Origin of the sequence: Bacillus salipaludis (assembly GCF_030938565.1) — a bacterium.
Lineage (GTDB): Bacteria > Bacillota > Bacilli > Bacillales > Cytobacillaceae > Neobacillus > Neobacillus salipaludis_A.
The window spans coordinates 288,576-314,570 of the sequence record NZ_JAVGVR010000002.1 but is presented as its reverse complement, the minus strand read 5'-3'; the positions used below and the strand labels follow the sequence as shown (position 1 = coordinate 314,570).

The following is a 25,995-nucleotide window of genomic DNA, read 5'->3' as shown; positions in this document are numbered from 1 at the left end:
CTTATTCCTCCTTAAGTTTCTTTTCAATATCTTTTCTAAGTACCTCTCCACTTGCTCTTACGTGTTCACGCATGGCTTTCTCTGCTTTCTCGCGGTCACCATTTTCAATGGCAGCCAAAATCACCTTATGCTCATTAAGGGATTTTTCACGGCGAGCAGGGTCGCCGATTGTGATAAAAACATATCGGTTATAAGGAATTTGATTAAGCATCAGGTTCAGCATGTAACTTAATTTCGAGTTGTTGGCGCCTTCTAAAATAGTATCGTGAAAGACACTGTTTGCATTTACATAGAGTTTATTATCGGATGTCAATAATGCCTCTTCCATATCGTCAACAGCTTGCCGCACCTTTTTGATTTCGGCAGCATCGCCTTTCTCTGCAAACAAGCCGGCCGCAAGTCCTTCCAAAACTTCCTTTAATGTAAATAACTCTTTTAACTCTTGTTCTGTAGGTTTGGTTACACAGGTCCCTACTCTAGGAATAATTTCAACTAATCCTTCTCTTTCTAGTTGTTTCAACGCTTCTCTGATTGGTGTTCTACTAACCTGGAAATGCTCGGATAATGCTGTTTCTGATAATTTCTGCCCCGGCTCATACTCTCCAGTAACAATCGCCTCACGAATGGCATTTGTAACTTGAGCCGTAATTCCTAATGTTAAGATCGCCGTAATAATCAGCCCCCTCTTGTTTTAATTATGTACCATGTACCATACAAGGTGCTTCTAAATGGAATTATATGCTACTAAAAATAGCACGTCAACATAAATTTTAGAAAATTTTAAATAGTGATATTTCAGTGAATATTAAACTTCATATATTAAAATGTATCCATTATAACTATAAGTATCTTCCATTTCACCCTATTCTATTTGTTAAAGGATCTTTAGACCCTCATCTAAAATGATTAATGTTTTTTTATTTTAAAAATTTTTCAGAATATATTGACATATGGATACGCTTCCAATTATAGTGTTTCTTGTAACATCAACTTGCATGGTACATGGTGGATGCAAGAACAAAATTTTGATAGGGGGTTTATGAATGAAAGTTGAATCTCGTAGTATTGAGTACATACCGCCAGAAGAGAGGCACGGAAAAGCTAGCGACTTATTTCCCATTTGGTTTGGTGCAAATATGCACATCACTACACTTGTTACAGGGGCATTGCCAATCACCTTAGGCCTTAATTTATTCTGGAGTCTTGTAGCGATTGTGATCGGTACCTTGATTGGGGCAATTTTTATGGCCTCCCATTCCGCTCAAGGTCCCCAACTCGGCATCCCACAAATGATCCAAAGCCGGGCACAATTTGGTGTAATCGGTGCTATTTTTCCTTTATTTCTTGTTATGTTCGTTTACTTTGGATATTTTGCCAGCAGCGGCTTGCTAGCAGCTCAAACATTAAGCAGTTTAACTTCCATGGATCAAACCTATAGTATTTTAATCCTGAATGCGATTTGTTTTGCTGTGACGATTTTTGGATATCAATTTATCCATAAAATGCAAAAAGTGTTGTCATGGACCACTTTGGTCGCCTACTTTATTGCCACCATTCTTGTTTTTCAATTATCCATTCCTGCAGGCAGCTGGAATGTCGGACATGTAAATATAGCACAGTTTTTATTAGCAATCAGTATGGTCGCCACTTGGCAGCTTGCATATGCTCCATATGTTGCAGACTATTCACGTTATCTCCCAGTCACAACACCAACTTCCTATACATTTTGGTATAGCTATGCTGGTACAGCAATTGGCACTGTTTGGATGATGTCTCTAGGAGCAATCCTGACGACTGCGATTCCGAAATTTCTTGACAATTCCGGGTCAAACCTTGCCCATTTGTTTGGTAAATTTGCGATTATTATGTTTTTAGTCATTCTTTTTGGACAGCTTGCTATTAACGTGTTTAATTTATACGGTGCCTTTATGTCGACAATTACGACGATTGAACCGTTTATGAAGCTGAAAGTAACGGCAAAGGTCCGCGTAATCATGATCTTCGCAGTAACCGTTATCGGAACGATTTTGTGCCTGCTAGGAAAAAGTAACTTCTTATCATTTTTCTTAAACTTTATCTTTTTCATGAGTTACTTTTTAATCCCTTGGACTGCCATTAACTTGGTAGATTACTATTTACTGCGCCACGGCAAATACAATGTGAAAGATATTTTTGACCCGAATGGTCAATACGGAAAGGTGAACATGATTACTTGTATAGCCTTTTTGCTTTCCATTCTCGCGGAAATTCCATTTATCAATGCATCTTTCTATGTAGGGCCATTCGCGAAAGCATTTGACGGGGCTGATCTTGCATGGGCAGTTGGACTAGTTGTTCCAGCCGTTTCATACTACTATCCAATGAAGAAAAAATTAAATTCATCGCAAACTAATCTTGAAGCACAAGAAAACATTTCATAGTTAATTCGCCAAAAAACGAGTGGTGCCTGGCACCACTCGTTTTTTGACGATTATGTATAACCCTCCTAAGAATCCGCTCTACCGAATTGATTTACGGTGCTTAACTAACTAATCTTCACAAAGGTATCTCAGTGCATATAAAAAATTTTTTCCCAGTGATAAATAGCCTTTATTCCCGAATTTATTTCATCAATTTGCACTTTCAAAAAAATTCCTCCTCTGGTCATATTGATTAATCAGTTTATTTATTTTACTTTGATACATTTCCATTTATCCCTTCGTACCCTTAAATACCAATGCCTTTTAAATATTCTTTATTTCGTTTGTATATTCCTTTTCGCCCCATTAATGCGATAAATAAAGTAGGGAAACCTCTCTCAAGGCTTTCCCCTTATCAAACCGTACGTGCCCTATTAAGGCATACGGCTTACCAAATGTTGCAATGTTTATCAAGAGGATGCATTCCAGGCATTTTGCATCTTTTGGAGTCGGTGAGGTGTATAGTATTCCTCACCTCTTGCTTTTATTTGCTCAATCCTTTTCTTTGTCTTTCTCTTAGAGGTATTAATCGTATCATTCAGATATTGCTCTTTCGTGTAACCGTAAGCTTTGTTCAAATAAAGCCAGTAGGAAGGAATGAGGTTAATTCTAAGGAAAAATGCATTGTTCCATAGACTGTTCATTTTCTTCCCTGTTCTTTGGTTAGGGTGTTTATGAATAAAAGCTACACGCAGTCTTCTTCTAATGTATCCGTCTATCCTTGAAAGTATATTCCTCATTAATCGTGTCCTACCAGTGACTCTTCTGTCCGTGTTCTTCTTTAGCCTTTATTGCTTTGATAATGGTCACGTAAAAGTTTACTTTCCCTCTAATAATAGGATTAACTCGACTTATCCATTCTTCTTTGTTCAATGTTAACGTCTTTTTGGTTTTCTCTTTGATTTTCACTCTAAAATCTTTAATAGAGTCTTTCTTTGGTGTAACTTGAAAGATGGGTTTGTTATCCTTCTTTCCTGTTTCCCAGTGATGAAAAGTAAACCCAAGAAAGTCGAAGTCATCAGTTTTAAAATTTACTACTCTTGTTTTCTCTTTTGAGATTTCCAATCCCAATTCTGCCAACTTTTCTTTAGTTAGAGAAGCTGCTTTCAGAATATCCTCTTTTGACTTAGCGAAGAGGAGAAAATCATCTGCATAACGAACAAAGCGAATTCCATTTAAGTCCCATTCCCAATCCATTTCATTCAAGTACACGTTTGCCAAAAGTGGAGAGATTACTCCCCCTTGCGGTGTTCCATAATTGGAGTGGATTAGCTTACCCTCTTCCATGTGTCCTGCTTTCAGCCATTGTTCGATCAACCCAAGGACCGTACGGTCCGATACATACTTTTTCAGGACAGTTATTAATTTCTTGTGGGGTATATTGTCAAAGAAGCCTTTAATGTCACAGTCATAAATGTGATTATATCCCTGTTCAATGTTCCAAAGGATTATTTGTAATGCTCTTTGAACACCACGATTTGGTCTATAACCTACTGACCAATTATGAAATAAATTATCTTCGAATTTTGGCTGAAGAACATTCACTACACTTTGTTGGACAATACGGTCTTCAATTGTGGGAATCCCGAGTGGTCGCTTCTTCCCATTCTTCTTTGGAATGTATACTCTTCTAACTGGTTGAGCTTGATAGGACTTTGACCTTAATTTATCTAGGAGTAACATGATGTTTTCTTCTAATTTAGAGTCATAGCTTTCTATTGTCTCTCCGTCAATCCCGCCCGCTCCTTTATTTGCTTTTACTTGTTCGAAGCTTTGGGTTAGTTTTCGGTCAAATAATATTTGTCCATAGACGCTGTGTAATTTAAATTTCCACTCTTGATTCATTGCGTATTCCACGCCTTTCCTTGATGTACATCCAAACGGTTTTACCGCAGTAACATGATTGTTGGCATTACATCTTGTTCATGACTTGGAGCCATGGGCCATTCCCCTTCCGTTCACTTGATGTTATGGTCATCAAGGTACTTCCGTACTATGAGAATGTCTGACTACTCCACCAGTTCTTCGTCATTTCGGATTACCCTTATAGACTAGAACCCTGCCTGTTCGGTAAGATGGAGTCCTCACGGGGTCATCGCATTTCCCTTCTAAGCATACCCTGCACCATCACGCTATAAGTCACATTTTCTCGATCTGACTTCTAAAGAAAATGCCCAATGAGTGGGCTTCCTCACTTTTCGAAAAGTCGCCAACCTTATCTCGCCGCCGTGCTTCACACTTATTGCATTAGGGTCTACTTATTCGCCTACGGATCTCTCGATTTTCCGCATCTCCTTCAGACAACACCTCACGGTGTTGCCCTAGATTATTAAGCTTCCCGAGCTAGGTCAGTCTCCTCGGGTATGGATTTTCACCATCTGGGATTCAGCTCGTTATCCTGAACCAGTCGTTTCATCGAAATGACGTCTCTGTCAGATAAAGAAAAGAAGAGTGTTGACTAAGTCAACACTCCATGCGACTGCCCGTCGCACAAAAAGCCACCAAATTGGCAGCAGTGGAACTACAACTCTTGCACCCGTTCGTAATATAAGGTTAGCCAGATTTTTTTTCTGGTTGACCTTTTTTTATTTGGTTTTATTATATCAGTAGTCGGGGGAGGACGTAGCACCCGTGGGTCTTGAACCCGTCAAGTAAACTGTCCACCCCCTACTTGTATAATCATGTTTCAGGCTGGTTGGGACAAAGATCCCGTTTAACAAGCGAACCTATGACATTACAAGGAGTTTTAGGGGAAACCGACTAATATTGTATTTCTAGGAGGAGGAGATTCAAGTATGAATCCAGTCATTGGTCTGGATGTTTCAAAGGGTGAAAGTCAGGTCCAAGCATTTTTAGATAAAGGTAAACCATATCGTAAGAGCTTTAGTAATGAACATAATCTTGAAGGTTTGGGGAATTTATTGGAGTTCCTAAAAGAAGTTAAAAGAGCAGCTGGTGGTTATCAACCTTCGGTTGTTTTAGAATCAACTGGACACTACCATTTTCCTGTTATTCAATTCTTAGAGGAAGAAAAATATGTTTATATTATCTTAAATCCTCTTATCTCACATAGAGCCAAGAGCTCAAGCCTGCGAAAGGTAAAAACAGATGCAATTGATGCTTATCATCTTTGTGAACTGTTTTATAAAGAGGAATTAGAGCCATATAAGAAGCGATTCAACCTTTCTTTCTACAATCTTTCCATTTCGATACGAAAACAAGATTCTTGCATCAGCACAGTTCAATCCTGTAAGAAGAGATGAAGGAGCCGTTTGTTCATAAAACCAAGGGAAACTTACTTCTAGTTTTGCATCCTTTTGGCCCAAACGTTCTGATAAATCTTTAATAAAATCGGATAGTTGCGAAAAGGTTAAGGTTAATCCTTGTCTTCGATACAGCTCCAATTGTTATGTAAAACGACTCATATTTGTTCCCTTTACATTATGAGGAATAGTGGATGTCAGCGTAAAGGTAGCAATAGTAGTTTGCGTTAGTGGCTCTATCGTTGAGATAACAGTAACAGGAGTTTTAAGGTTTGTAATACCAACGGCATCTAGTCCAAACAAGAAATTTTTCTTCATATTTTGTAAATCTGACATCTTATCTTTTTCGCTTGGCTTCGTTTTTAATCCTGGTTCTATGGAGCCAAACAGCTTTAATCTCTCACTCTTCGGGGGAAGTTTAAAATCTTTCATACATACTCCTTTATAATTCAATAAGCATTACATAACTATTAAATTATTACCATTTTAATAACTCTCCATTTTGGAGTCTTTACGTATTTCTCTGACTACATGGGATATCTCTGGTATAATGAGTTTTTCCATAGCTAGCTTGACTGCCCCACTAGATCCTGGCATGGAAAAAATAGCAGTATTATAAGCTACACCGGCAACCGCTCTGCTTAAAATCGCTGCAGATCCAATATCCTCTAAATAACTAAGCATTCGGAATATCTCCCCAAATCCTGTCAGTTCCTTTTCTAATAAACTTTGAACAACCTCCACTGTAACATCACGACTTGCAATACCTGTTCCGCCATTTATTAAGACAACATCAATCTTCTGATCAAGACATCCCTTTTTAATTGCTTCTTCAATTACCTCAAAATCATCTGTAACGATTTCATAATCATGTATTATATGAGAATTTTCTTCTAACAACCTGATAATTAAGTTTCCACTTTTATCTGTATCGTTCGTCCGTGTGTCACTAACTGTGATAACTTTGCAATTTACTTTTTTAGGCGATTCTTTCTTATGCTGCTCAACACCCATTTTCTATCCCTCCTTTTGATTACTTTTATTTTTATCTATTAGAGAACTAATCTCGCATTAAATCCAAAAATAGAGAGAAAAAGTTAATCAAATTCTTTAAACTTGTAGTTGTACCTCGAATTTAATTCCACAGATTCTTCATCTAAATAGACTCTGCTTTCAGTGGTCCTGTTTTGACAACAATATTTCCCCATATAGGGAGTCGTTTCTTGATCTAAAGTAGCTAGGACCAACTGACAGATACGCATTCCTGCTTTTAATTCGATTGGAACACGGTTAGCATTATAAAGTTCTAAAGTGATATGCCCTTCAAAACCTGGGTCCACCCATCCGGCATTTTGAATAAATAGACCTAATCTTCCAATGGAGCTTCTTCCTTCTACAAAAGCAGTCATATTATTAGGTAAGCGGATCCACTCAAGGGCAGATCCTAATACGAAGGATTGAGGTGGTATAATAATCGTATCTCTACAAAATTCTTTATAGTCGGCGGGTTTGTCAATTTTAATAAGTGGAACAACCTTTTCATCCACTGTTAAAAAATGATTGGATAACCTTAAATCAACAGAAGCAGGCTGTAGTTGCAACTGTGATAAAGGCTCAATTATTAGCTCCTTCTCTTTTAACTTCTTCAAAATGGTCTTATCAGAAAGAATCACACTCTAACCTCCTATCATATTCTATTTGCTTTTGCCCAAAATGCTTAGGTTAGTAGAATTCTATTATTCTAAGAAGAAGTACTATTAGTGTATTGTTCCCTTAAAGTGATTCTAAAAAGTATGCGCCTTTGTCGAATAAAGGCGCACAAGGGATAAAACGTTCCTAATTACGTAAATCTTTTTTATTTTGTTTCGCGATGTAATGTATGTCTTTTTAAACGAGGGCAATACTTCTTTAATTCCAATCGATCTGGATGTGTTCGTTTATTTTTGGTTGTAATGTAATTTCGATCACCTGTTTCTGTACATGCTAAAGTTATTTTTACTCTCATCATAAATTCCTCCTAATTTTGTTTTATGCTTCCACAAATGGCGGTAGTGGATCTTTAAATGTAGACCACTCTATCGTTAGTTCTTCTTCGGTTAACAAACAGTCATCAAGAGTTTTTTCAATCTCTTCCTGGTTCATGTCGATTCCAATCATTACAAGCTCTGTTAATCGATCACCATAAACTTCATCCCATCTATCCAATAATTCAGGGTCTTCCTGAAAAATCTCTTGTTGTTCCTCTTTAGGATAAGCTGCAATCCACTCTCCAGCCCCTTGAAATGTGATGGACGGGCCAGCTTGTGACAACAATGCTACTGTATTATTACGGGATGCCAGCCATATGAAGCCTTTTGCCCGAACAACTTCCACTGGCCACTCTTCTAACCAGTTCATTAATCTTTCCGGATGAAAAGGAAGGCGTCTGCGATAAACGAAAGATGTGATTCCATACTCCTCTGTTTCTGGTATATGTTCATTATTTAATTCTTTTATCCAGCCCGCACCTTGGCTTGCTTTTTCAAAATCAAATCGTTCTGAATCTAATACTTGTTCCATTGGAACTTTGGAATGATCTGTTTCAATAATGCAAGCATCCGGATTTAGTTTTTGAAGGACTGATTTTAATTCACGTCTATCTTCTTTTTCTATCAAGTCTACTTTATTTAATAAAATAACGTTGGCAAACTCGATTTGGTCAATTAACAAATCGACTACTTCCCTTGTATCACTTTCATCAGTCCCTTGTTTCCGATCAAGCAGGCTTTCACCAGAGGAAAAATCATGCCAGAAACGATTCGCGTCAACCACAGTCACCATCGTATCCAGTCTGCAAAAAGCCGATAAATCAATTCCTAAATTTTCATCAACGTAGGTAAACGTCTGCGCAACAGGTATCGGCTCACTAATGCCGGTTGATTCAATCACAATGTAATCAATGTCTCCTAGAGAAGCAAGCTTCTCTACTTCTTTGATTAAATCTTCCCTCAGCGTGCAGCAAATACATCCATTCTGCATTTCCACCAGTTTCTCTTCTGTACGCGAAAAGCCTCCCTGCTTTACTAAAGACGCATCAATATTGACTTCACTCATATCATTAACAATCACAGCAACCTTTTTATTTTCCCGATTAGCTAAGATGTGATTTAATAATGTTGTTTTTCCTGCTCCTAAATATCCGCTTAATACGGTTACTGGTATTTTCTTCACTTTTATTTCTCCTTTTAAACCTGAATGATTACGATTTAGATAATATACCTTTACACCTGATTATCTGAATTATTCTTTCGTACGAAATTAAGATAACGAAAATTTGGAAGCATAAGAGTTTTGAATAGTCGTAATGTCTATATCTTTCCCAATTAGCACTATACAAGGATCTACTACAAATTTTAGCGGTAAATCCCCTATGTGCACTTGATTTGAACTGTACTGAAATGAATACAATCCCGGTTTATCCTGCAAGAAAATGTATCCTTTTCCACGCATAATCCCTTCTGGTAATGATTTTAACCATTTTTTTAATTGTCTTTTCGTTACAGAAGGCACATCTTGAAATGTTATGGTTTTAATGCTGGAGTGCTGTACATGATCATGATGATGTTTATGGTCATGATGGTGTTTATGGTCATTACAAGATGAATGCTGTGAATCCCCACAACAATTGGTTTGATGTTGATGTGAAAAGACAGTCGTGTTCGATCGTTTTTGTAATAATTCTCTTATATCAACGTTTCCATAAGAAGTCTTTATTACCGGTGTATTGGTATCTAGCAACTTACTTATTTTCACTTCAATTTTTTGTAATTGTTTTTCTTTCACAAGATCAACTTTATTGAGAACAACCACTGTTGCCCCCTTAATTTGGTTTTTAAGCAAATCACGAATGGTTTTCGAAGTAAATATATCTTGATTATCTAAGTATGCATTTGCATCAATCATACTAATGACGGATTGTATGTCAAACGAATTCACAAAAGGGGGACTGGCGATTACTTCTACGATCTCTAACGGATTGGCAACACCTGTTCCTTCAACAAATAATACATCTATCGGTTTTTCCATGTGTGACTCTTCCAGAGTTGTTAAGGTAGCTTTTAAATCCTCTTGAATGGAACAACAGATACATCCATCCAATAACTCAAATACATTTTCGTCTTCAAACAAGTGATTTTCAACATTCACACTTCCTAACTCATTTAAGAGAATGGCAGCCTTCTTTTTTTGTGATTTACAATATTTTAATAAATGTAGCAGTAATGTTGTTTTTCCGCTTCCCAAAAATCCTGAAATAATATAAGTCGGTATTTTTTTCAAAATAATCCTCCTCGAATATCAATGGGATAATTAAACCTAAAATTTAGTCCTATATTCCAACTTATATGACCAACATCACCCATAAATAATTGATAAACACCCCATTCTCCCAACGAAATTGAAATCGTAACCATTACGATTTATATGATAGCAATTGTTAATTTACCACTTTTTTATTTTTTGAGCAAGTTCTTTGTTAAAAATATTAAAATTATTTGTACCTTTGTGTTATACCGTAAGTTCTATAATTTTAGCTCCTTGTGGCATTCTCTACTTAAACGCGAATAAGACAGCACGTCCCCTACTTACTGATTGAACCCATGTTTATCCAATTTATGTTGCAAATGGATTAAACATAGGTTAAAATAACATCATTTAAATCGTAATGATTTCGTTTTATCTCCAATAAGTTGTAAATACAAGGAAAGGATGTAATAGGTGTAGTAAAAAAATCGAGTAAAGACAGCTATCAATTTTAAATCGTAATGATTTCGATTAAAAGAAAGGAATGAAAAATATGGCTACATGGGATTTAAGTAAGTCTAAAAATCATGTTCTTATATGTAATGGGAGCAGCTGCAGCAGGGTGGGTGCAGAGGAACTAACACAAGCAATTCGTAAAGAAATCTCTGACCGAAATGCGGACGAAGCAATCCATACAACTCGAACTCGCTGCAATGGAAGATGCCAAGATAAATGTGTTGTCATCTCCTATCCTAATGGGACTTGGTATAAAGATTTAAAACCTGAGGATGCCTCCATCTTCATTGATTCCCTTCTTGCAGGTAAGGATTATAAAGAAAAGATAAGCCATTTATTTAATGGTGAAGGTTTTGAACGAGTAAACGGAGTAGTCACCGGGATACAGAAAGACAAAGAAAAAGTAAGCAAAGTTTCGAAAATACTTTAAAAGGAGTGGAAAAATAATGACTTTTGTAGGATCAAAGAAAATCCCAGTCACCATTCTGACTGGATATTTAGGTGCAGGAAAAACAACACTTTTAAATCGAATATTAACGGAAAAGCATAACCAAAAGATTGCGGTTATTGTCAATGAATATGGAGAAGTTGGAATCGACAATCAGCTAGTGGTTGGTGCAGATGAAGAAATTTTAGAAATGAACAATGGCTGCATCTGTTGTACAGTACGTGGGGATTTAATTCGCATTTTACGTACACTCGTTTTTTCAATGGAACACGGAAAAACGAGCTTTAATCGAGTTTTGATTGAAACTACGGGATTAGCGGATCCTGCTCCAGTTGCCCAAACATTCTTTATGGATGAATTACTTTCCGAAAAATTTGAAGTGGACAGCATTATAACCGTAGTCGATAGCAAACATATTACAAAACATTTGGATAGCTATGATGAAGCGCAGGAACAAATTGCCTTTGCAGATGTCATCATTTTAAATAAAACAGATTTAGTTTCGGAAGATGATTTAACTATGTTGGAACGAAGGATTAATCAAATGAATCCAACAGCAAAAAGATTGCATGCAGAAAATTGCAATATAAAGCTAGAAAACATTTTAGGTATTCACACATTTGATGTGAACCGAAAGCTTGAAATTGATCCCCATTTCTTAGAGGATCATCATCATCACGACCATGATGATAAGGTGTCATCAGTTGCTTTTCAAGAAGGAAAGCCCCTTGATCTTGACAAGGTAGAAAAATGGATGGGTTCCCTTATTCAAGAGAAAGGGGAAGACTTATTACGCTATAAAGGTATACTTTATGTTAAGGGTATACAAGAACGGATTGTTTTTCAGGGACTTCATATGCTGTTTTCAGGACGACCTGACAGACAATGGAAAGAGAATGAAAAAAGAATCAGTGAACTCGTTTTTATTGGTAAGGATTTAAATAAAGAAGAATTAGAACAGCAATTTAAAAATTGCATTGCATAGCAAATTGACAAATCTCTTTATGATACTAACCATCAACTATCGGGATATTAGAAAGAAAAGTTATGTAAAGTTACGATAAAAGGGGGAAACATCTATACCATGCTTGATAACCTGTACCGACAAGTTATCATGGACCATTATAGCCACAAAAGAAATTTTAAGGAACTTTACGGTAGTACAATCAGACAAGTGCATTATAAAAACCCTACTTGTGGGGATGTAATGACTTTATTTATTGAACTTGACCAAAATCAGATACGAAACGCAGCGTTTATAGGGGAGGGTTGCAGCATTAGTATGGCATCTGCCTCAATGATGACGGAACTCATTAAACATAAATCAGTTAAAGAAATTTCATGTTTACGAACTGCTTTTGAACAGTTAATCCGACATGGGGATACAACTGATGGGATCGACCTTGGTGACTGCCTATCACTTCGAGGGGTACATCAGTTAAAAGCTAGACACAATTGTGCATTAATGACCTGGCAAGCTTTAGATAAGATTTTAAAAAATGAAAAGGAATATTGTACTCCTTTAAGGAGTTATTAGTTCTGGAACTGATTACTATTGCAAAAAAGAACAAAAAAACTAATTCCAAGGGATTAGTTTTTTTGTTCTTTTATTATGTTTTATTTTATTATAAATACTTTCAAATTAATAACCGTTAATAAAGGTATATTCTTTTATAAATGCTTTACGATCCGTTCGGCTGCTTGTCTGGCTCCAGAAATATTACGAGCAATCGGGCCCATTTCAAGCTCTGCTAATGCACCGGTAACATATAAATCCTGACCCCATTGTAAGGTTTTCGTTACGATAGGATACCCGCATTCCGCACAAGGTAAATCCAAAGTCTCCACAATTGGCAATATCCATTCACTTCCAGGGAGGCATGGTAAATATCCAGTTGCAAGCAGTACAGTCCCTGTTTTTTTAATAAATTTTCCATCCTTGTCTAAAAGATGAATGCAAGCATTCTTAATATGACCTTGAACGATCTCCCCTTCTTCAACAACAAGGGATTCATTTTTGATACGATTTAATAGCTTTATATATAAGTCACGGGGAATGGAACCCCTATGTCTGGCACTTAAAATCTCCTCCCTCCTTTTTACATAATTTTTTTCATTTCGAAAAGCATTCTGCAGTTTTGGACCTAACCAGCCTGGATCGCTATCAAAATCATGGATCCTGAATGAATGCCGTTTCAACAACGTGACTTGATTTGGGTACAGTTCACTTAACTTCAGTGCCAAATGAATAGACGTAATTCCTCCCCCTACAATTGTAATGGGAAGCATCATCCTTTCGAATTCAGGTATCGTTTCATCAAAAATATGATAAACACTTCCAGGAGATTGTTTTTCAAGATCCATTGCCCAATCCGGTATATTGAACTGTTCGCTTATTCCAATGGCCAATACAAGCTTTTTCCCCTTTATTTCACGTCCGTTTTTCAACTGTACCTGCCAGCCTTCACTTGTTTTAAATGCCTCCTGTGCCTCTCCTTGAACCCATGTCTCTCTTATCATTAGGTCATTTACAAGATGATCACAGTGATCGTTAAACATTTCCAGTGATGGACGCTTATATTGACCATAAAAGGCAGTACTTTGATGATAGGAGCCCTTCTTTACAAATGATTGAAGACTAAACGGATCAACGTCCAAATGATGAACGGATGGGGAACGCAAATATGGCATCGAGATCACCTTCGTATTTCGCTTCCAATTCGCTAATGGTTCGTTATTTCGGTCGATGATCGCAAGTTTATCCACCTTTGTTTTTCCCGTTTTCAGCATAAAAACTGCTAGCGTTACTCCTTGAATTCCACCGCCTATAATTACCCACTCATACATAAAAAACACCGCCTATAACTGACTAAGAAACAAATATAAAAGCCCACTGGTTATCCTTGCTTCCTTTCACATATCTCATCATCTCAGTACAATCAATCCAGTTCATGCGATTACACCTTTCCTCTATCACCTGATCAATTTCTGCCTGTGCCTCATCCATTAAATCCTTTATGTATGAAATATGGAGTGAAAAATGGTCTGCTGCCGCTTTAAATGGTGACTTTTCACCAAGTAGCTGAATAAACTGCTCCTCATTTATAGCGATTTCCTCCAATTGATTTTCTTTACACTCTATAAACTGATAGATTTCTCGCTTCCGATCCGGTAATTTTAAAACAGCACTACGATGTAAAAATCCCCTTAAAATTGGATTCATTCTGTACACCTCCATATTTCCAGATAAGTTCAGCCATCAAATTTCTCAAAATGACGGCTGAACGAATATAACATCTACCAACTTGATTTCTTCACTCCCGGAATTTGCCCTTTATGAGCGTATTCCCTAAAAGCAATCCGAGACATTTTAAACTTTCTTAAATACCCTCTTGGTCTTCCTGTTACCTCACATCTATTCTTTAAACGTGTCGGTGATGAATCTCTAGGAAGTTTCCTAAGTGCCTCAAAGTCCCCTTTTTCTTTTAGCTCCATACGAAGTTCCGCATACTTCTTCACCATTTCCTGACGTTTCTTTTCCTTTACTATTTTCGATTTTTTTGCCATTACTAGTACCTCCTATTATTATCACCCATCCTTATTTAAAACGTAATCATTACGTTTTAAAAAGCATGTTCATCCGATTTCACTCTTTATTCCGAAACAAGTAACGGTACATTAAATGAACGCAAATCAAAATTATTACGATTTACACATTAAAAAAATAGATCAATTTTGAAGTATTTTTTGATTAAAAACAGGTTGATCATTCTCCTTTCCTTTGTTTTGATAATCGCATATTATTATAAATCGTAATCATTACTATTTTCAAGTTTTTCTTCAGGAAAACTGATTTTACTTTAACTAAAGACGGAAATTGGTCCAATCATGTTGTTCACATCGTTCTCAATTAGAAAAACATTACTCTTTGAAAGGGATATGAACAGTATCAATTAAATCATTTAAAACCAGAGACAATATAATCACAAAGATGAAAAAAGAAGATTTCATGAAGATACTGAACATTGAAGAAGATGGATCACAAACTTCACAATCGCAATCTGCCCCATTTAAATCGCTGTTGAAAAGACGGAAACAACCGATGATAAAAAGGCTTATCATTGCAAACAACAAAAAAGGAATCATCTTAGGTTCCAGTATGATCAAGATTTTGTTTGACACATAAAGCTTAAAAATTACTAAACTAAAACCAATTAAAAGGATTCCTTGTAATTCATTGTTAAATTGCCAAATAGGAACTTGCTTTTCCTTCATTCTTTAAAAACCTCCATTTATTAGGTGTCCTGCCAGCAAAGACAGAAGAAGTACTGTTATCGTAACAACAAAAAAATAAAAAAGGACAAATTTACTTTTGAATGAAGATAACATCACAAATACATTCTTTAAATCCAAAATTGGACCATAAACTAAAAAAGCTAATATCGCACCTGGATGAAATACATGTCCTAGAGAAGCCGCAACAAATGCATCCGCTTCTGAACAAAGTGAAAGAATAAAGGCAAACGCCATCATCATGATTGTTGAGTTTACAGGGTCTTTAGCTGGTTCAATTAGCGTAGATTGCTGAACATATACTTGAGCAATGCTTGCAAGAAATGCTCCAATCATAAAGACCTTACCTACAGCAAAAAATTCCTGGCAAGTATGGTGCAATACCCCCTTTAACTTTGAAGATCCTCGGTTTTGATTTAATGATCTGTTAAGAGTCAAATCCTCCATATTATTCTTCAGAATGTTCACTTTGTTAAAACTAATATATATTACTGTTCCCGCAATAACAGCTGTAAATATACACAAAATAAATCGTCCGTATAAAATTTCAGGCTGATGTTGAAAGGCATAATAGGTAGAACCAAATACAACAAAATTCAATATTGGTGCTCCAATCAAAAGTATGGTCCCGGCATGCACTGGCATCCCCTTTTGAATCAATCTTCTGACTACCGGGATAATTGCACATTCACACACAGGAATGATGACAGATGCAAGTAATGCTGTAATCATTGCAGGGATTGGCCTTTTGGGGATCAATCTCTGTATGATATCTTCGGATACAAATATTTGAATCACCGATGCCATAAATGCACCAATGACGATAATAGGAAGTGCTTCGAGTAAAATCCCAAGAAAAACAACAAATACAGTCTTCCATTCATCTTGAAAAATAACTCCTATGATTTGGGGGATTTCATTATTTCCAAAGAAAAAAAGATACACAATAAACAAAAATAAACCAAATAGGAATATGTCCTTTAAAGAAGATGAAATTGTCATAATATAGCCCCTTTTAAAACGAAATAATTACGATTTATTATTACGCTTGTCTACTTTAAGACATTCCTGTTTTTTGTAATCCAACAAAAAAGATATCATCCGAGTTGGATTTTTTCAGAAAATGTTGACATTATAATTCGTAATGATTACTATTATTAAAGTATAAATCGTAATCGTTACGAATAACTTTTATTGTAATCTTTGAATCTAGTGTATGAAAGGAATGGATTAAGTGAACGATGCCATTACGCTTAATAACGTGAATGTCCACCTTGGAGGAGAATGGATTCTTCGAAATTTGTCATTCAATGTAGCCTTTGGAGAATTTATGGGAATTATCGGTCCAAATGGAGCAGGTAAGACAACCTTACTGCGGGTGTTATTAGGAATGATTCAACCACAGGATGGAACGGTGAAAGTAGGTGGGAAAAATATTAAGTCTGCGGGATCTTCTTTGATTGGGTACGTTCCTCAATCACGTCAGATTGATCCGGAAACCCCTATTCAGGGGAGAGATTTTGTAAGCTTTGGATTGCCGCATAAATATAGGCCTTGGCTTACAAAGCAAGATCGTATACTGCTAGAAGAAGCTTTACATTTGACAGATTCAGAAAAATATGCTGATAAACCACTTGGTAAACTTTCAGGTGGCGAGAGACAACGACTGTTTTTAGCCCAAGCACTACTTCGAGACCCCGAGGTGTTATTACTCGATGAACCGACCTCTAACCTTGATCCTGGTGCACAAGAAAACCTTGCATCTGTAGTTGAACGAGTCAACCGGGAACGTGGAATCAGTGTAGTATTTGTAAGTCATGATGTGAATTTAATCTCTAAATATGCGCATCAGATCTTGTACTTAACACGAGAAAAATATGTAAAAGGAACAGTTGAAGATGTGATGCAACCTGAAGTATTAACGAAGTTATATGGTGTACCGGTTGAAGTGATGAGGTCGGGTGCAAAGTTTTTGATGTCCTCTCCAAATTTAATGGAACCTGTAACACCTATCTGCGTTCATCCACATCCTGAAGTTTCATAGGAGGTAAATGATGTTTCAATATAATTTTATGCAACATGCTTTTGTAGCGGGAACGTTCGTTGCAATCATGTGCGGTGTAATTGGGGTCTATGTTATTGCAAGAGGTGTATCTTTCATTGCCCACATGTTCTCAGAAATCGGATTTGCTGGAGCGTCGTTCGCTATGTATATGGGTTGGAACCCAATAAACGGATTACTGCTTTTTACCACCACTAGTGCATTGGCGATTGGTCAATTGGGTACTAAAGTGTTTCGAAGGGATCTGTCCATCAATGTAATCATAAGTATTTTTCTTGGATTTGGACTGCTTTTCTTATCTTTATCGACTAAGAATGCGTCAAATGCATTTTCTATCCTCTTTGGCAGTGTGTTAAGTATCAGTACACAGCAAGTATGGGAGGTATTAGGTTTATCCATTGGGGTTCTGATTTTGCTTTTAATAGGGTTTAAGATGTTAACCTTTGACTCCTTTGATCCCGTAGGTGCTGAGGCTGCAGGTTTGCCCGTTCGTGTTATCTCAATTTCCTTTTTACTTATTCTCTCGATTGCAGTGGTTGGCGCGGTACAAATTGTAGGAGCCCTTCTTGTATTTACCCTGATGACTACGCCTGCTGCAACAGCTCGTCACTTAAGTCAAAAGGTGTCTCGAATGATTCTTTATTCGGTTCTCCTTGCTGTTATCGGTTTATGGTTGGGACTAGTAATTGGATATTATACGAATCTACCAGTTAGTTTCTTTATTACCGCTATACAAGCAATTTTTTATTTTGCTGCACTAGGTTGGAGGAACTACCGTGAGCGAATTCGGACAAAAGGGTCTTTAGATAAAACCAGTACAAAGTCTTTTGCATCTTAATCAATTTAATTATGGAATAAATATTTAAAATAGAGGAGCAATCTTAAAATGGAAAACAAAATCATGCGAAAAAAATGGTATTCAATTTTAGCTGGAGGATGTACTGCTTCCCTTCTACTTCTGTCAGGTTGTGCTGATACTTCAAAAACAACAACTTCGGCACCAGCTAATTCCGATAATAAAATCAAAATCGTGGCTGCTGAGAATTTTTACGGAGAAGTAGCAAAAGCTGTAGGAGGAAATCGTGTAGAAGTTACGTCGATTTTAGATAATCCTAACGTTGATCCACATGATTATGAACCTACTGCTGAAACCTCGAAATTAGTCAATGATGCACAAGTTATTGTGTATAATGGCGCTGGATACGATGCGTGGATGGATAAGGTGATCAAATCTTCATCTTCTGCCAGTTCAAAATCTGCAATTCAAGTAGCTGAGGACATCATGGGCGTAAAAGAAGGAGAGAATGAACATGTTTGGTATGACCCAACAACCATGCCTAAATTAGCTATCAAATTGGCGGATGATTTATCCAAACTAGATCCGATCCAGAAGGAAGCTTTTAATAAAAGAGCACAATCTTATATAAAGTCGCTTGAACCATTAAAAGAGAAAGTTCAAGAACTAAAGCAACAATCTACAACTAATATTGATGTTTCTGAACCGGTATTTGACTATATGGCTAAGGCTTTAAACCTAAAGGTTAATAATTCAAAGTTTGCTAGGGCAATAGACGAGGGTACTGATCCTGCACCATCAGATATTGCAGCTTTGCAAAATGATTTAAATGGAAAGAAAGTTAAATTACTTGTCCATAATACTCAAAATTCAACTCCGGTGGTAGATAATATCGTTAAACTAGCAAATTCCAACAGTATACCAATTGTAAAGGTAACCGAGACTGAGCCAAAAGGGAAAAATTATCTCCAATGGATGGTAGATCAACTGGACGATGTTGCTAAAGCAATAGAAAGCAAGTAACTTGGAGATGGTTAAATGAATACGAAAGGCGCTCTACAATTGTTAAAGGCAAAGGGTTATAAATACACTGGTCAAAGGGAATTGCTGATACATTGTATTTATGATGAAAAACGATATGTGTCTGCAAAGGAAGTATTGGGAGTTATGCAAAAAGAATATCCAAACCTAAGCTTTGACACCATTTACCGAAATCTTTCCTTATTTGAGGAACTTGGGATATTAGAAACGACAGAATTTAAAGGAGAAAGGCTTTTTCGATTTGCTTGTTCCGATGAACACCATCATCATCATCATATTATATGCATAAAATGCCGGAGAACGATATCCTTTGTAGAATGTCCTATGAAAAACATATTTAATGTACCCAAGGGATTTGAAATCACTGGACATAAATTTGAAATTTACGGTTATTGTAAAGATTGTGCTTAATAGATAGAACCTAACGATAGAATAGGAGTGGGTCCTCCCCCGAACTCTCAATTAAGCGATTCCATTAAATTAAGCTAGAAATTTATACACATTAAGACTTTACAGCCCTCGGTAACTCAAGTATGAGTTACCGAGGGTTTTTTAAGATTGACTATAGGCGAATTCTTCAATATATCTTTTGGGAGTTTCTTCACAAGTAAAAATATTCAAATCCCACGTCATCTGATCGTTTTTTCCAATAAAATAAAAAGCCAAGATAAGAAGATCTTTATTCCTTCTTTCTTGACTTTAATTCGGTTTTCTTTAGCTTCCAATTACTACTTTGGTATTGTATTTTATATTATCATAAATCCATTTTGCATCAGGAATTGCAAGTCTTACACAACCATGGGAAGCCTCATGCCCTAACTTCTTTGCTTCATTTGTAATCACATTACCATTTTCATCCATTGCAACTGAATGAAATAAATATTCTCCATGATTCTTCCATGAAACCCAATATTTAGCACCCTCTTTTACTCTTGGAGAGTAAAACCATGTTCCTCGCTCTCTTTGTATATAAAATGTTCCTTCAGGTGTGGAGGTTTCAGGATTAGAATCTATCCCTGTAGATACAACCATAGTATATATAAGTGCGCTACCCTTCATTATGTATACCCGTTGCTTTGCTTTTGAAACTTTTATCCATATTGGATCATTTGATCCTAATTTTGGATAGGCTCCTCCGGTAGGTAATAACCAGTTAACTTCTTTAACTTTTTGGTTTTTGCTAGATAAACTTTTTTTTACAAGCCGTTTTGAATTTACTTTTTTATCCATTCCTGCTGATTTCTCATTTACATGTGTGTTAGAATTCCCACATCCAGATAGAAAAATCATACTGCATAATAAAAAGCCAAAGCCTATTCCTAATGATCGACGAAGTTTATCCATCTTTATCTCTTCTTTCTTAGAGTAATCATTACATTTAAATATTAAAATAATTCATCAGTATAAAAAAGAGTATTTTTAATGGTTTTTAATAAAAAATATCTTTTTTAGTATTTAAACATTATTAACACGTAAATCAATTTTTAATGAATGAACTTCAGAATGACGTATAACAATATGATAGAGCTACTAGATTAAGGAGGGAGATTTCGTAATGGCATTTTAAAATAGGGAGCTAAAAGATAATTTTGCTTTCACTGCCCTTTTTGTGCATTAAGAAAAGCTGCCAAAATGACAGCTTGATATGCAACTCATACACCCGTTTAAGTAATATACTTCACAAACTTGCAAAAAAGTGGCTATTCAAAAAGTCGTTGAATTAAAGTTTATTGAATAAGCCAATCCTATGTGTATCAATCTAATATGGATAGTTTTAATGCCTCTAGGTTGTTTTTCATAACTCCAATATAGTCAAGCCCTTTTTCTTGCTCGTCTTTCGTTAATCCTTCTAATGGGTTTAATACTTCTGTTTTAGCACCAATTTCATGAGCTAACGTTTGAGCAACTTTTGAAGAAGTTAATCCCTCAAAATAAATAATCTTTATATTTTTCTTTTTGGTTAAATCAGCCAATTCCTGTAATTTTCCAAGACTTGGTTCCACATCAGGGGATAACCCTGCAATTGGAATTTGAGTTAAACCGTATTGTTTTGCTAAATATCCAAATGCAGCATGTTGTGTCACAAATTCTTTTTTCTTCGCTTTATCAATTGTATCTTTGTATAAATGATCTAAATCAACAAGTTGTGATTTAAAAGCTGAAGCATTTTTTTCATACTGCTCTTTATTTTTGGGGTCTTTCTGCTCCAATGCCTGCGTAATATTGTCAACCTCTTGTTCTGCTAAAACAGGAGAAAGCCAAACATGTGGGTCTTTGGAAGAAGTACTCGCTTTTTGGTTCCCCTCTTCCTCAGAAATTCCATTGATCAGTTTAATTCCTTTAGAAGCCTCGACAATTTTCAAGTTAGATTGGTCAATACTGCTTAAGACTTTATCGACCCAGGTCTCAAAGTAACGGCTATTGTAAATAAAAATATCTGCATTTTGAATTTTTTCCATATCCTTTGTAGAGGGCTCCCAATCATGGGGTTCCACTCCATTTGGTATTAGAAGGTCAACATTTGCAGAGTTACCAGCCACTTTTTGGGCAAAATAATACATTGGATAAAACGTGGTGACAATTTGTAGTTTTTTTGTTCCATCACTAGCCTTTTCACCACTTGTCTTAACTGCATTTGAGCAACCGCTTAACAACAAGATAAAAATCAAAAATGGGTAAACAAATTTTTTCATTCTTGCTTTTCTCCCTCCAAAATGTCTTAATTAGGAATTATTACGATTTAAAATGCATAAATATTTTCGTAGTATTACAGATTTTTAGATTCAATAAATCGTAACTATTACGAATTGTATCTTATAACGGTAATGTAAATAAGTCAAATTAAATTTAATTTAATGAAATTAAATCATCCATCTTGCATATCAATAGAATTGAAATGATAGATTCAAGGAGGGAGTTTTTGTTGTGACCTTTATAAATAAACTGTTAAAAGATACCACAGGATTTCTATTATTTTGTTTATTTATTTTTCTATTTCTCTTTGCTGAAGTATTAAAAAACATCTCTTTGTTTAATAGAATTCCTAATTCATTTTTTAATATTAATACCATTTTCCTTAGTATTATTTTAGAGGCGATTCCGTTTATTCTACTGGGTGTATTTGTTTCAGCCCTTATTCAATCATTTGTATCCGAAAATATGATTCGAAAGGTATTGCCTCGAAATGCCTATTTAGCTCTTATCCCAGCTGCATTGCTTGGAATTATCTTTCCCATTTGTGAATGTGCCGTTGTTCCAGTGGTTCGCAGGTTAATAAAAAAAGGGATGCCATCACATGTAGGAGTTGTGTTTATGCTTAGTGCACCGATCCTGAACCCTGTTGTCTATGCTTCCACATATTTTGCTTTTAAAAGTACTCCCTATATTGCCAATGCCAGAATGTTTATCGGTTTTATTAGTTCCATCATCATTGGATTGATTATTTACCGACGATTTAAAGGGGAAAATATTCTTAAACCCAACCAATCAGGTCATCACGAACACCACCATCACCACCACACAAAAAGAAATAAACTTTTAGAAACGCTCTACCATGCCAGTGATGAATTATTTGATACAGGAAAATATTTATTTATAGGCGCCTTTCTTGCCAGCCTATTTCAGGCTTTTTTAGACCGTAATGCTTTGTTATCCATTGGGACAAGCACAACATTCGCCCCAGGAGTTATGATGGGACTAGCCTACCTCCTTTCCGTATGTTCTTCAGCAGATGCCTTTGTAGCTTCATCATTTGGTTCAACCTTTACGGAAGGTTCTATTCTGGCTTTTCTGGTCTTTGGCCCCATGATTGATATAAAAAACACCTTAATGTTGTTCGGCTATTTTAAGAAAAAGTTTGTTTTATTTTTGCTTATTGTCACTCCACTTGTTGTCTATTTCACTGTTTATTTCTTTCAGCTATTTTTTCTCTAGGAGGGTACTATGAAGAAAATAAATGATGTTCAAGATTTTTCCTTCCATCATCTTATCAGGGGTATCATTCTAATTGGATTTACATTGCTATTATTTAAATTACTTTTAACTCAAAATATTACTCTTCTCATTGCACCGAAAATGGTTCGTTTTATTTACTTTACTTTCATTGTATTACTTATATTAGGTGTTCTTTTAATCGTAAGAGGGACCTCGAGTCAAAAACATACCTATCATTGTGATTGTGACGTCGAACACTCCTACCCTACTTCCTTTGGAAAAAGTCTTTTTCTTTACCTTCTGTTTATTATTCCTATCACCACGGGATTTCTATTTTCGAACAATGTACTTGGCAGCTCCGTTGCATTGAACAGAACCATAAAACTTGGAGCAGGTTCAGATGATACCAAACAAACAGTTCAAAAAAATCCTAAATCAAACTCGTCTTCTAATGCGAGCAAAACCAATTTCTCATCGACTGCTAAAAGTGTTCTCGATTATCAACCTGAGCCGATAACAAAATTGGAATACAACGCTTTAAAGAAGAAATTGTTAAAGTCAAAAATATTAAACATTGAAGATCAACAGTATGTCAACATGATGAATATCATTCAAGATAACCTTAAGGGGATGATTGGTAAAACGATCACGACAAAAGGGTTTGTGTATCGAGAAAAGAATTTTATGCAAAATCAAATTATCATAGGACGATTTAGTATTACCTGTTGTGTTGCAGATGCATCCGTATATGGAATCATGGCAAAAGGGAATGTAGTGAACTTGCAAAAAGATCAATGGGTACAAGTGACAGGTACGATTGATCAAACCAGATATGATGGAGAGGTAATTCCAATGATTAAAATAAAACAGATTTCAAAAATTGCTTCTCCAAAGCAGCCATATGTATTTGATGTAGGTATAAAAATTGAATAATCATTTAAAACATTATCTAAATGAAGAATGAAGGGCAAAGAAATAGCCATGTTCTAACTGGAGTTATCAAACGGTCTAGTAAAAATAGTACAAACATATAAATTGAACAAGCAAAGATAGGAGGACCGTTCTTATATGCGGGGTTCAAATGTAACTGTCCGTAATTTGTTGGACTTCTTGTCTTTCTTATCATTGATGTCCGATTAGGATATGTGCAAATTGTGCTTGGTAAATTTCTTACGGATACTGCAAAAGGTTCTTTGAGCCGGAATATCCCATTTGAGCCCAATCGGGGAGAAATTGTCGACCGTAATGGTGTAGAATTGGCCACAAATATAAGTGCCCCGACTGTTTGGGTGGTTCCTAAGCAAATTAAAAATCCCGCAAAACCATCTGAAAAACTTGCATCCGTTTTGCCTGTTACTCAAGAAGCTGTCTATAAAGAAATTACTCAAGGAAAATCCATCATCAGGCTAAAAGAAGGACGAAAAATTTCACATGAAAAGGCTAAGGAAATAAAGGCTTTGGATCTTGAAGGAGTTTACATCGGTGAGGATTCCAAAGACGGTCCCAGCTTATATGTAGAGAAAAAGACTAAGTCTCCCAGTTTTATACGATCTTTCGGAACTGGCTTTGTTTTGTGCGTATTGAGCTTGAGCTGTACCAGACATATCAATACCGATTTGTCTAAAGGCATATTCCATTAAGCCAGAACAATCAAACCCTCCTGCTACTGGTGTTCTGCCTGCTATATGGCTGGCAGAGGAATTTTTTCATAAAATTATGGACCTTTTCCATATCAAAACGTTGAGTGCCATCCCCTACAACAACTACGTTTCCTTCTCCTGAATGATAATAGCGTAGAACATAATCAACATAGTCTACATCTCCGTATCGGAGCCACCGTTTTTGGCAGCCATCAATTGACTAAATTGGATGGCTACTTCTTTGGAGTATCCCCATGTTTTAAGGGATACTGGCTAAATTCATAAATCATTCATTAAGTAGAACGGCGAATAAGTTGCTGTTAACGCAGTTTTTTTATTAAACACATACAGATATAACATATATGTTAATTTATCTATTGAAGTTATTATTGATTTATTTGATAAATTTCATTGTAGCCTTGTCAATAAAGGTTTAATTTACCCTCAGCCAGCCAGAATGTAGTTATAGTCAGATACTTCACTAGTTCGACTCACTTATTTTTCTTTATTAATTATACCTAGCATATAATATATACCATATACATATATGTATATATTATAAACATTTATATAAATATATGACGACATATATGTTATTATTAATACATTATATACTCTTATAAATATAATAAATTTGAAATACACTTAGATGTATACATTAATATATATGTCTAACTATATTTTGTTGTTAAAGAGATAAAAAAGATGAAACACAGTAAACTCTAACCGTATTAGGGTTAGAGTTTTTTATTTATTTTAAAGCTACAAAACTTATAGATTCAAATGATTAGATGTCGACCTCCTTAAAAGACTGTATATAAAATTTTAAGAACTGTCTAATTTAAATCAGTTTATCTATTTTTAAAATCGTAGCATTTATGTGAAAGTTACTAGTCAATTCTGAAGAAAGAAAGAAAGGAAGGATTGGTTATGTGGTTTTTATATTAAGGCTAGAGGAACTCCAAGGTTACAAATCTTAAATTTAAGTTTTCAAACAAGATGAGCGGAAGTTCTTTGATAATATTCAGTTATGGCCTATGAAAACATTTAATCTGTCCAATTTCAGTTTATTGATATACTAAAATACTTGAAAAACCTGTATTCTTATTAAGAATATACATATATATTATTAACACATATAAATATACAACAATATATATGTTAATTTATTAAATACATAGTAAATTGGCATAAAAAAAACTTAGCACATGCATAGCTAAAAATAACTTTAAATACTTACTATTAGCTGAATAATGGTACTTT

Annotated in this window: 27 protein-coding genes and 2 pseudogenes; 12 read left to right on the top strand and 17 right to left on the bottom strand. The window is 35.7% G+C overall.

The window, feature by feature from the left end:
• Position 1: 1 nt before the first annotated feature.
• Positions 2 to 649 carry a GntR family transcriptional regulator gene (locus RCG21_RS32635; RefSeq protein WP_308914713.1) on the bottom strand — a complete coding sequence of 216 codons (648 nt, stop codon included), beginning with the start codon at positions 647 to 649 and terminating at the stop codon, positions 2 to 4.
• 394 nt (positions 650 to 1,043) lie between these two features.
• Between RCG21_RS32635 and RCG21_RS32630 the strand changes: the two genes are divergently transcribed.
• A complete protein-coding gene (locus RCG21_RS32630; protein WP_308914567.1) occupies positions 1,044 to 2,420 on the top strand; it encodes a purine-cytosine permease family protein in 1,377 nt (458 codons plus the stop codon).
• A 449-nt stretch (positions 2,421 to 2,869) separates the two neighbouring features.
• On the opposite strand, the gene RCG21_RS32625 is transcribed toward RCG21_RS32630, so the two are convergent.
• Positions 2,870 to 3,199 (bottom strand): hypothetical protein, encoded by a 330-nt coding sequence (locus RCG21_RS32625; RefSeq protein ID WP_308914566.1) that lies wholly within the window; start codon positions 3,197 to 3,199, stop codon positions 2,870 to 2,872.
• A gap of 10 nt (positions 3,200 to 3,209) precedes the next feature.
• Complete coding sequence (ltrA, locus tag RCG21_RS32620; protein ID WP_308914565.1) at positions 3,210 to 4,304, bottom strand: group II intron reverse transcriptase/maturase; 1,095 nt, start codon at positions 4,302 to 4,304, stop codon at positions 3,210 to 3,212.
• Between the two features lie 950 nt (positions 4,305 to 5,254).
• Here ltrA and RCG21_RS32615 point away from each other — a divergent pair.
• A pseudogene (locus tag RCG21_RS32615) lies at positions 5,255 to 5,683 on the top strand (IS110 family transposase); the annotation flags it as partial.
• Between the two features lie 183 nt (positions 5,684 to 5,866).
• Here RCG21_RS32615 and RCG21_RS32610 read toward each other — a convergent pair.
• The 6 genes from RCG21_RS32610 to RCG21_RS32585 form a co-directional block, all read right to left on the bottom strand.
• The gene (locus RCG21_RS32610; protein ID WP_308914563.1) at positions 5,867 to 6,154 is read right to left on the bottom strand and encodes a GTP cyclohydrolase, FolE2/MptA family; all 288 of its coding nucleotides are present in this window, start codon (positions 6,152 to 6,154) and stop codon (positions 5,867 to 5,869) included.
• A 54-nt stretch (positions 6,155 to 6,208) separates the two neighbouring features.
• Positions 6,209 to 6,736, bottom strand: a complete 528-nt coding sequence (locus tag RCG21_RS32605) for a MogA/MoaB family molybdenum cofactor biosynthesis protein (protein ID WP_308914562.1) — start codon at positions 6,734 to 6,736, stop codon at positions 6,209 to 6,211.
• 83 nt (positions 6,737 to 6,819) lie between these two features.
• Positions 6,820 to 7,395: a dCTP deaminase gene (gene dcd, locus RCG21_RS32600; RefSeq protein WP_308914561.1), complete on the bottom strand. Its 576-nt coding sequence runs from the start codon at positions 7,393 to 7,395 to the stop codon at positions 6,820 to 6,822.
• A 182-nt stretch (positions 7,396 to 7,577) separates the two neighbouring features.
• A complete protein-coding gene (rpmG, locus tag RCG21_RS32595) occupies positions 7,578 to 7,727 on the bottom strand; it encodes a 50S ribosomal protein L33 (RefSeq protein ID WP_144548409.1) in 150 nt (49 codons plus the stop codon).
• Between the two features lie 23 nt (positions 7,728 to 7,750).
• Entirely contained in the window at positions 7,751 to 8,932 is a 1,182-nt protein-coding gene (locus RCG21_RS32590) for a GTP-binding protein (protein WP_308914560.1), read from the bottom strand.
• Between the two features lie 87 nt (positions 8,933 to 9,019).
• Positions 9,020 to 10,039, bottom strand: a complete 1,020-nt coding sequence (locus RCG21_RS32585; RefSeq protein WP_308914559.1) for a CobW family GTP-binding protein — start codon at positions 10,037 to 10,039, stop codon at positions 9,020 to 9,022.
• 517 nt (positions 10,040 to 10,556) lie between these two features.
• Here RCG21_RS32585 and RCG21_RS32580 point away from each other — a divergent pair.
• The 3 genes from RCG21_RS32580 (at position 10,557) to sufU (ending at position 12,504) form a co-directional block, all read left to right on the top strand.
• Positions 10,557 to 10,949 carry a (2Fe-2S) ferredoxin domain-containing protein gene (locus tag RCG21_RS32580; RefSeq protein WP_308914558.1) on the top strand — a complete coding sequence of 131 codons (393 nt, stop codon included), beginning with the start codon at positions 10,557 to 10,559 and terminating at the stop codon, positions 10,947 to 10,949.
• Positions 10,950 to 10,965: 16 nt separating this feature from the next.
• Positions 10,966 to 11,952: a CobW family GTP-binding protein gene (locus RCG21_RS32575; RefSeq protein WP_308914557.1), complete on the top strand. Its 987-nt coding sequence runs from the start codon at positions 10,966 to 10,968 to the stop codon at positions 11,950 to 11,952.
• A 99-nt stretch (positions 11,953 to 12,051) separates the two neighbouring features.
• Positions 12,052 to 12,504 (top strand): Fe-S cluster assembly sulfur transfer protein SufU, encoded by a 453-nt coding sequence (gene sufU / locus RCG21_RS32570; RefSeq protein ID WP_308914556.1) that lies wholly within the window; start codon positions 12,052 to 12,054, stop codon positions 12,502 to 12,504.
• A gap of 134 nt (positions 12,505 to 12,638) precedes the next feature.
• On the opposite strand, the gene RCG21_RS32565 is transcribed toward sufU, so the two are convergent.
• From RCG21_RS32565 to RCG21_RS32545, 5 genes are all read right to left on the bottom strand, one after another.
• On the bottom strand, positions 12,639 to 13,814 hold the full coding sequence (locus tag RCG21_RS32565; protein WP_308914555.1) for an FAD-dependent oxidoreductase: 1,176 nt from the start codon (positions 13,812 to 13,814) through the stop codon (positions 12,639 to 12,641).
• Between the two features lie 22 nt (positions 13,815 to 13,836).
• Entirely contained in the window at positions 13,837 to 14,190 is a 354-nt protein-coding gene (locus RCG21_RS32560) for a hypothetical protein (RefSeq protein ID WP_308914554.1), read from the bottom strand.
• Positions 14,191 to 14,264: 74 nt separating this feature from the next.
• Positions 14,265 to 14,534, bottom strand: coding sequence for a 30S ribosomal protein S14 (gene rpsN, locus RCG21_RS32555; RefSeq protein ID WP_308914553.1), 270 nt, complete (start codon positions 14,532 to 14,534; stop codon positions 14,265 to 14,267).
• Positions 14,535 to 14,888: 354 nt separating this feature from the next.
• The gene (locus RCG21_RS32550; protein WP_308914552.1) at positions 14,889 to 15,242 is read right to left on the bottom strand and encodes a DUF1980 domain-containing protein; all 354 of its coding nucleotides are present in this window, start codon (positions 15,240 to 15,242) and stop codon (positions 14,889 to 14,891) included.
• 3 nt (positions 15,243 to 15,245) lie between these two features.
• The gene (locus RCG21_RS32545) at positions 15,246 to 16,262 is read right to left on the bottom strand and encodes a permease (protein WP_308914551.1); all 1,017 of its coding nucleotides are present in this window, start codon (positions 16,260 to 16,262) and stop codon (positions 15,246 to 15,248) included.
• Between the two features lie 232 nt (positions 16,263 to 16,494).
• On the opposite strand from RCG21_RS32545, the gene RCG21_RS32540 reads away from it, so the two are divergent.
• Genes RCG21_RS32540 through RCG21_RS32525 form a run of 4 tightly spaced genes read left to right on the top strand, consistent with a single transcriptional unit; the run spans position 16,495 to position 19,570 of the window.
• Positions 16,495 to 17,304 (top strand): metal ABC transporter ATP-binding protein, encoded by an 810-nt coding sequence (locus tag RCG21_RS32540; RefSeq protein WP_308914550.1) that lies wholly within the window; start codon positions 16,495 to 16,497, stop codon positions 17,302 to 17,304.
• Positions 17,305 to 17,314: 10 nt separating this feature from the next.
• Positions 17,315 to 18,160 (top strand): metal ABC transporter permease, encoded by an 846-nt coding sequence (locus RCG21_RS32535; protein ID WP_308914549.1) that lies wholly within the window; start codon positions 17,315 to 17,317, stop codon positions 18,158 to 18,160.
• Between the two features lie 48 nt (positions 18,161 to 18,208).
• A complete protein-coding gene (locus tag RCG21_RS32530) occupies positions 18,209 to 19,141 on the top strand; it encodes a metal ABC transporter solute-binding protein, Zn/Mn family (protein WP_308914548.1) in 933 nt (310 codons plus the stop codon).
• A gap of 15 nt (positions 19,142 to 19,156) precedes the next feature.
• On the top strand, positions 19,157 to 19,570 hold the full coding sequence (locus tag RCG21_RS32525; protein WP_308914547.1) for a Fur family transcriptional regulator: 414 nt from the start codon (positions 19,157 to 19,159) through the stop codon (positions 19,568 to 19,570).
• A gap of 303 nt (positions 19,571 to 19,873) precedes the next feature.
• Here RCG21_RS32525 and RCG21_RS32520 read toward each other — a convergent pair whose 3' ends face one another.
• A complete protein-coding gene (locus RCG21_RS32520; protein ID WP_308914546.1) occupies positions 19,874 to 20,503 on the bottom strand; it encodes a L,D-transpeptidase in 630 nt (209 codons plus the stop codon).
• Between the two features lie 410 nt (positions 20,504 to 20,913).
• A complete protein-coding gene (locus tag RCG21_RS32515; RefSeq protein WP_308914545.1) occupies positions 20,914 to 21,852 on the bottom strand; it encodes a metal ABC transporter substrate-binding protein in 939 nt (312 codons plus the stop codon).
• 232 nt (positions 21,853 to 22,084) lie between these two features.
• Between RCG21_RS32515 and RCG21_RS32510 the strand changes: the two genes are divergently transcribed.
• The 3 genes and pseudogenes from RCG21_RS32510 to RCG21_RS32500 form a co-directional block, all read left to right on the top strand.
• Entirely contained in the window at positions 22,085 to 23,092 is a 1,008-nt protein-coding gene (locus RCG21_RS32510; protein WP_308914544.1) for a permease, read from the top strand.
• 9 nt (positions 23,093 to 23,101) lie between these two features.
• The gene (locus RCG21_RS32505; RefSeq protein ID WP_308914543.1) at positions 23,102 to 24,025 is read left to right on the top strand and encodes a TIGR03943 family putative permease subunit; all 924 of its coding nucleotides are present in this window, start codon (positions 23,102 to 23,104) and stop codon (positions 24,023 to 24,025) included.
• A gap of 167 nt (positions 24,026 to 24,192) precedes the next feature.
• Positions 24,193 to 24,588, top strand: a pseudogene (locus RCG21_RS32500) (stage V sporulation protein D); the annotation flags it as partial.
• A gap of 12 nt (positions 24,589 to 24,600) precedes the next feature.
• Here the strand turns inward: RCG21_RS32500 and RCG21_RS32495 are convergent.
• On the bottom strand, positions 24,601 to 24,729 hold the full coding sequence (locus RCG21_RS32495; protein ID WP_308914712.1) for a hypothetical protein: 129 nt from the start codon (positions 24,727 to 24,729) through the stop codon (positions 24,601 to 24,603).
• Positions 24,730 to 25,995 lie beyond the last annotated feature (1,266 nt).

Bases quoted from the DNA above. Each gene is read 5' to 3' on its own strand.
- RCG21_RS32630 (WP_308914567.1), top strand. From the start codon at position 1,044: ATGAAAGTTGAATCTCGTAGTATTGAGTACATACCGCCAGAAGAGAGG.
- RCG21_RS32625 (WP_308914566.1), bottom strand. From the start codon at position 3,199: ATGAGGAATATACTTTCAAGGATAGACGGATACATTAGAAGAAGACTG.
- ltrA (WP_308914565.1), bottom strand. From the start codon at position 4,304: ATGAATCAAGAGTGGAAATTTAAATTACACAGCGTCTATGGACAAATA.
- RCG21_RS32610 (WP_308914563.1), bottom strand. From the start codon at position 6,154: ATGAAAGATTTTAAACTTCCCCCGAAGAGTGAGAGATTAAAGCTGTTT.
- RCG21_RS32605 (WP_308914562.1), bottom strand. From the start codon at position 6,736: ATGGGTGTTGAGCAGCATAAGAAAGAATCGCCTAAAAAAGTAAATTGC.
- rpmG (WP_144548409.1), bottom strand. From the start codon at position 7,727: ATGAGAGTAAAAATAACTTTAGCATGTACAGAAACAGGTGATCGAAAT.
- RCG21_RS32580 (WP_308914558.1), top strand. From the start codon at position 10,557: ATGGCTACATGGGATTTAAGTAAGTCTAAAAATCATGTTCTTATATGT.
- RCG21_RS32575 (WP_308914557.1), top strand. From the start codon at position 10,966: ATGACTTTTGTAGGATCAAAGAAAATCCCAGTCACCATTCTGACTGGA.
- sufU (WP_308914556.1), top strand. From the start codon at position 12,052: ATGCTTGATAACCTGTACCGACAAGTTATCATGGACCATTATAGCCAC.
- RCG21_RS32565 (WP_308914555.1), bottom strand. From the start codon at position 13,814: ATGTATGAGTGGGTAATTATAGGCGGTGGAATTCAAGGAGTAACGCTA.
- RCG21_RS32560 (WP_308914554.1), bottom strand. From the start codon at position 14,190: ATGAATCCAATTTTAAGGGGATTTTTACATCGTAGTGCTGTTTTAAAA.
- rpsN (WP_308914553.1), bottom strand. From the start codon at position 14,534: ATGGCAAAAAAATCGAAAATAGTAAAGGAAAAGAAACGTCAGGAAATG.
- RCG21_RS32550 (WP_308914552.1), bottom strand. From the start codon at position 15,242: ATGAAGGAAAAGCAAGTTCCTATTTGGCAATTTAACAATGAATTACAA.
- RCG21_RS32545 (WP_308914551.1), bottom strand. From the start codon at position 16,262: ATGACAATTTCATCTTCTTTAAAGGACATATTCCTATTTGGTTTATTT.
- RCG21_RS32535 (WP_308914549.1), top strand. From the start codon at position 17,315: ATGTTTCAATATAATTTTATGCAACATGCTTTTGTAGCGGGAACGTTC.
- RCG21_RS32530 (WP_308914548.1), top strand. From the start codon at position 18,209: ATGGAAAACAAAATCATGCGAAAAAAATGGTATTCAATTTTAGCTGGA.
- RCG21_RS32525 (WP_308914547.1), top strand. From the start codon at position 19,157: ATGAATACGAAAGGCGCTCTACAATTGTTAAAGGCAAAGGGTTATAAA.
- RCG21_RS32520 (WP_308914546.1), bottom strand. From the start codon at position 20,503: ATGGATAAACTTCGTCGATCATTAGGAATAGGCTTTGGCTTTTTATTA.
- RCG21_RS32515 (WP_308914545.1), bottom strand. From the start codon at position 21,852: ATGAAAAAATTTGTTTACCCATTTTTGATTTTTATCTTGTTGTTAAGC.
- RCG21_RS32505 (WP_308914543.1), top strand. From the start codon at position 23,102: ATGAAGAAAATAAATGATGTTCAAGATTTTTCCTTCCATCATCTTATC.
- RCG21_RS32495 (WP_308914712.1), bottom strand. From the start codon at position 24,729: ATGGAATATGCCTTTAGACAAATCGGTATTGATATGTCTGGTACAGCT.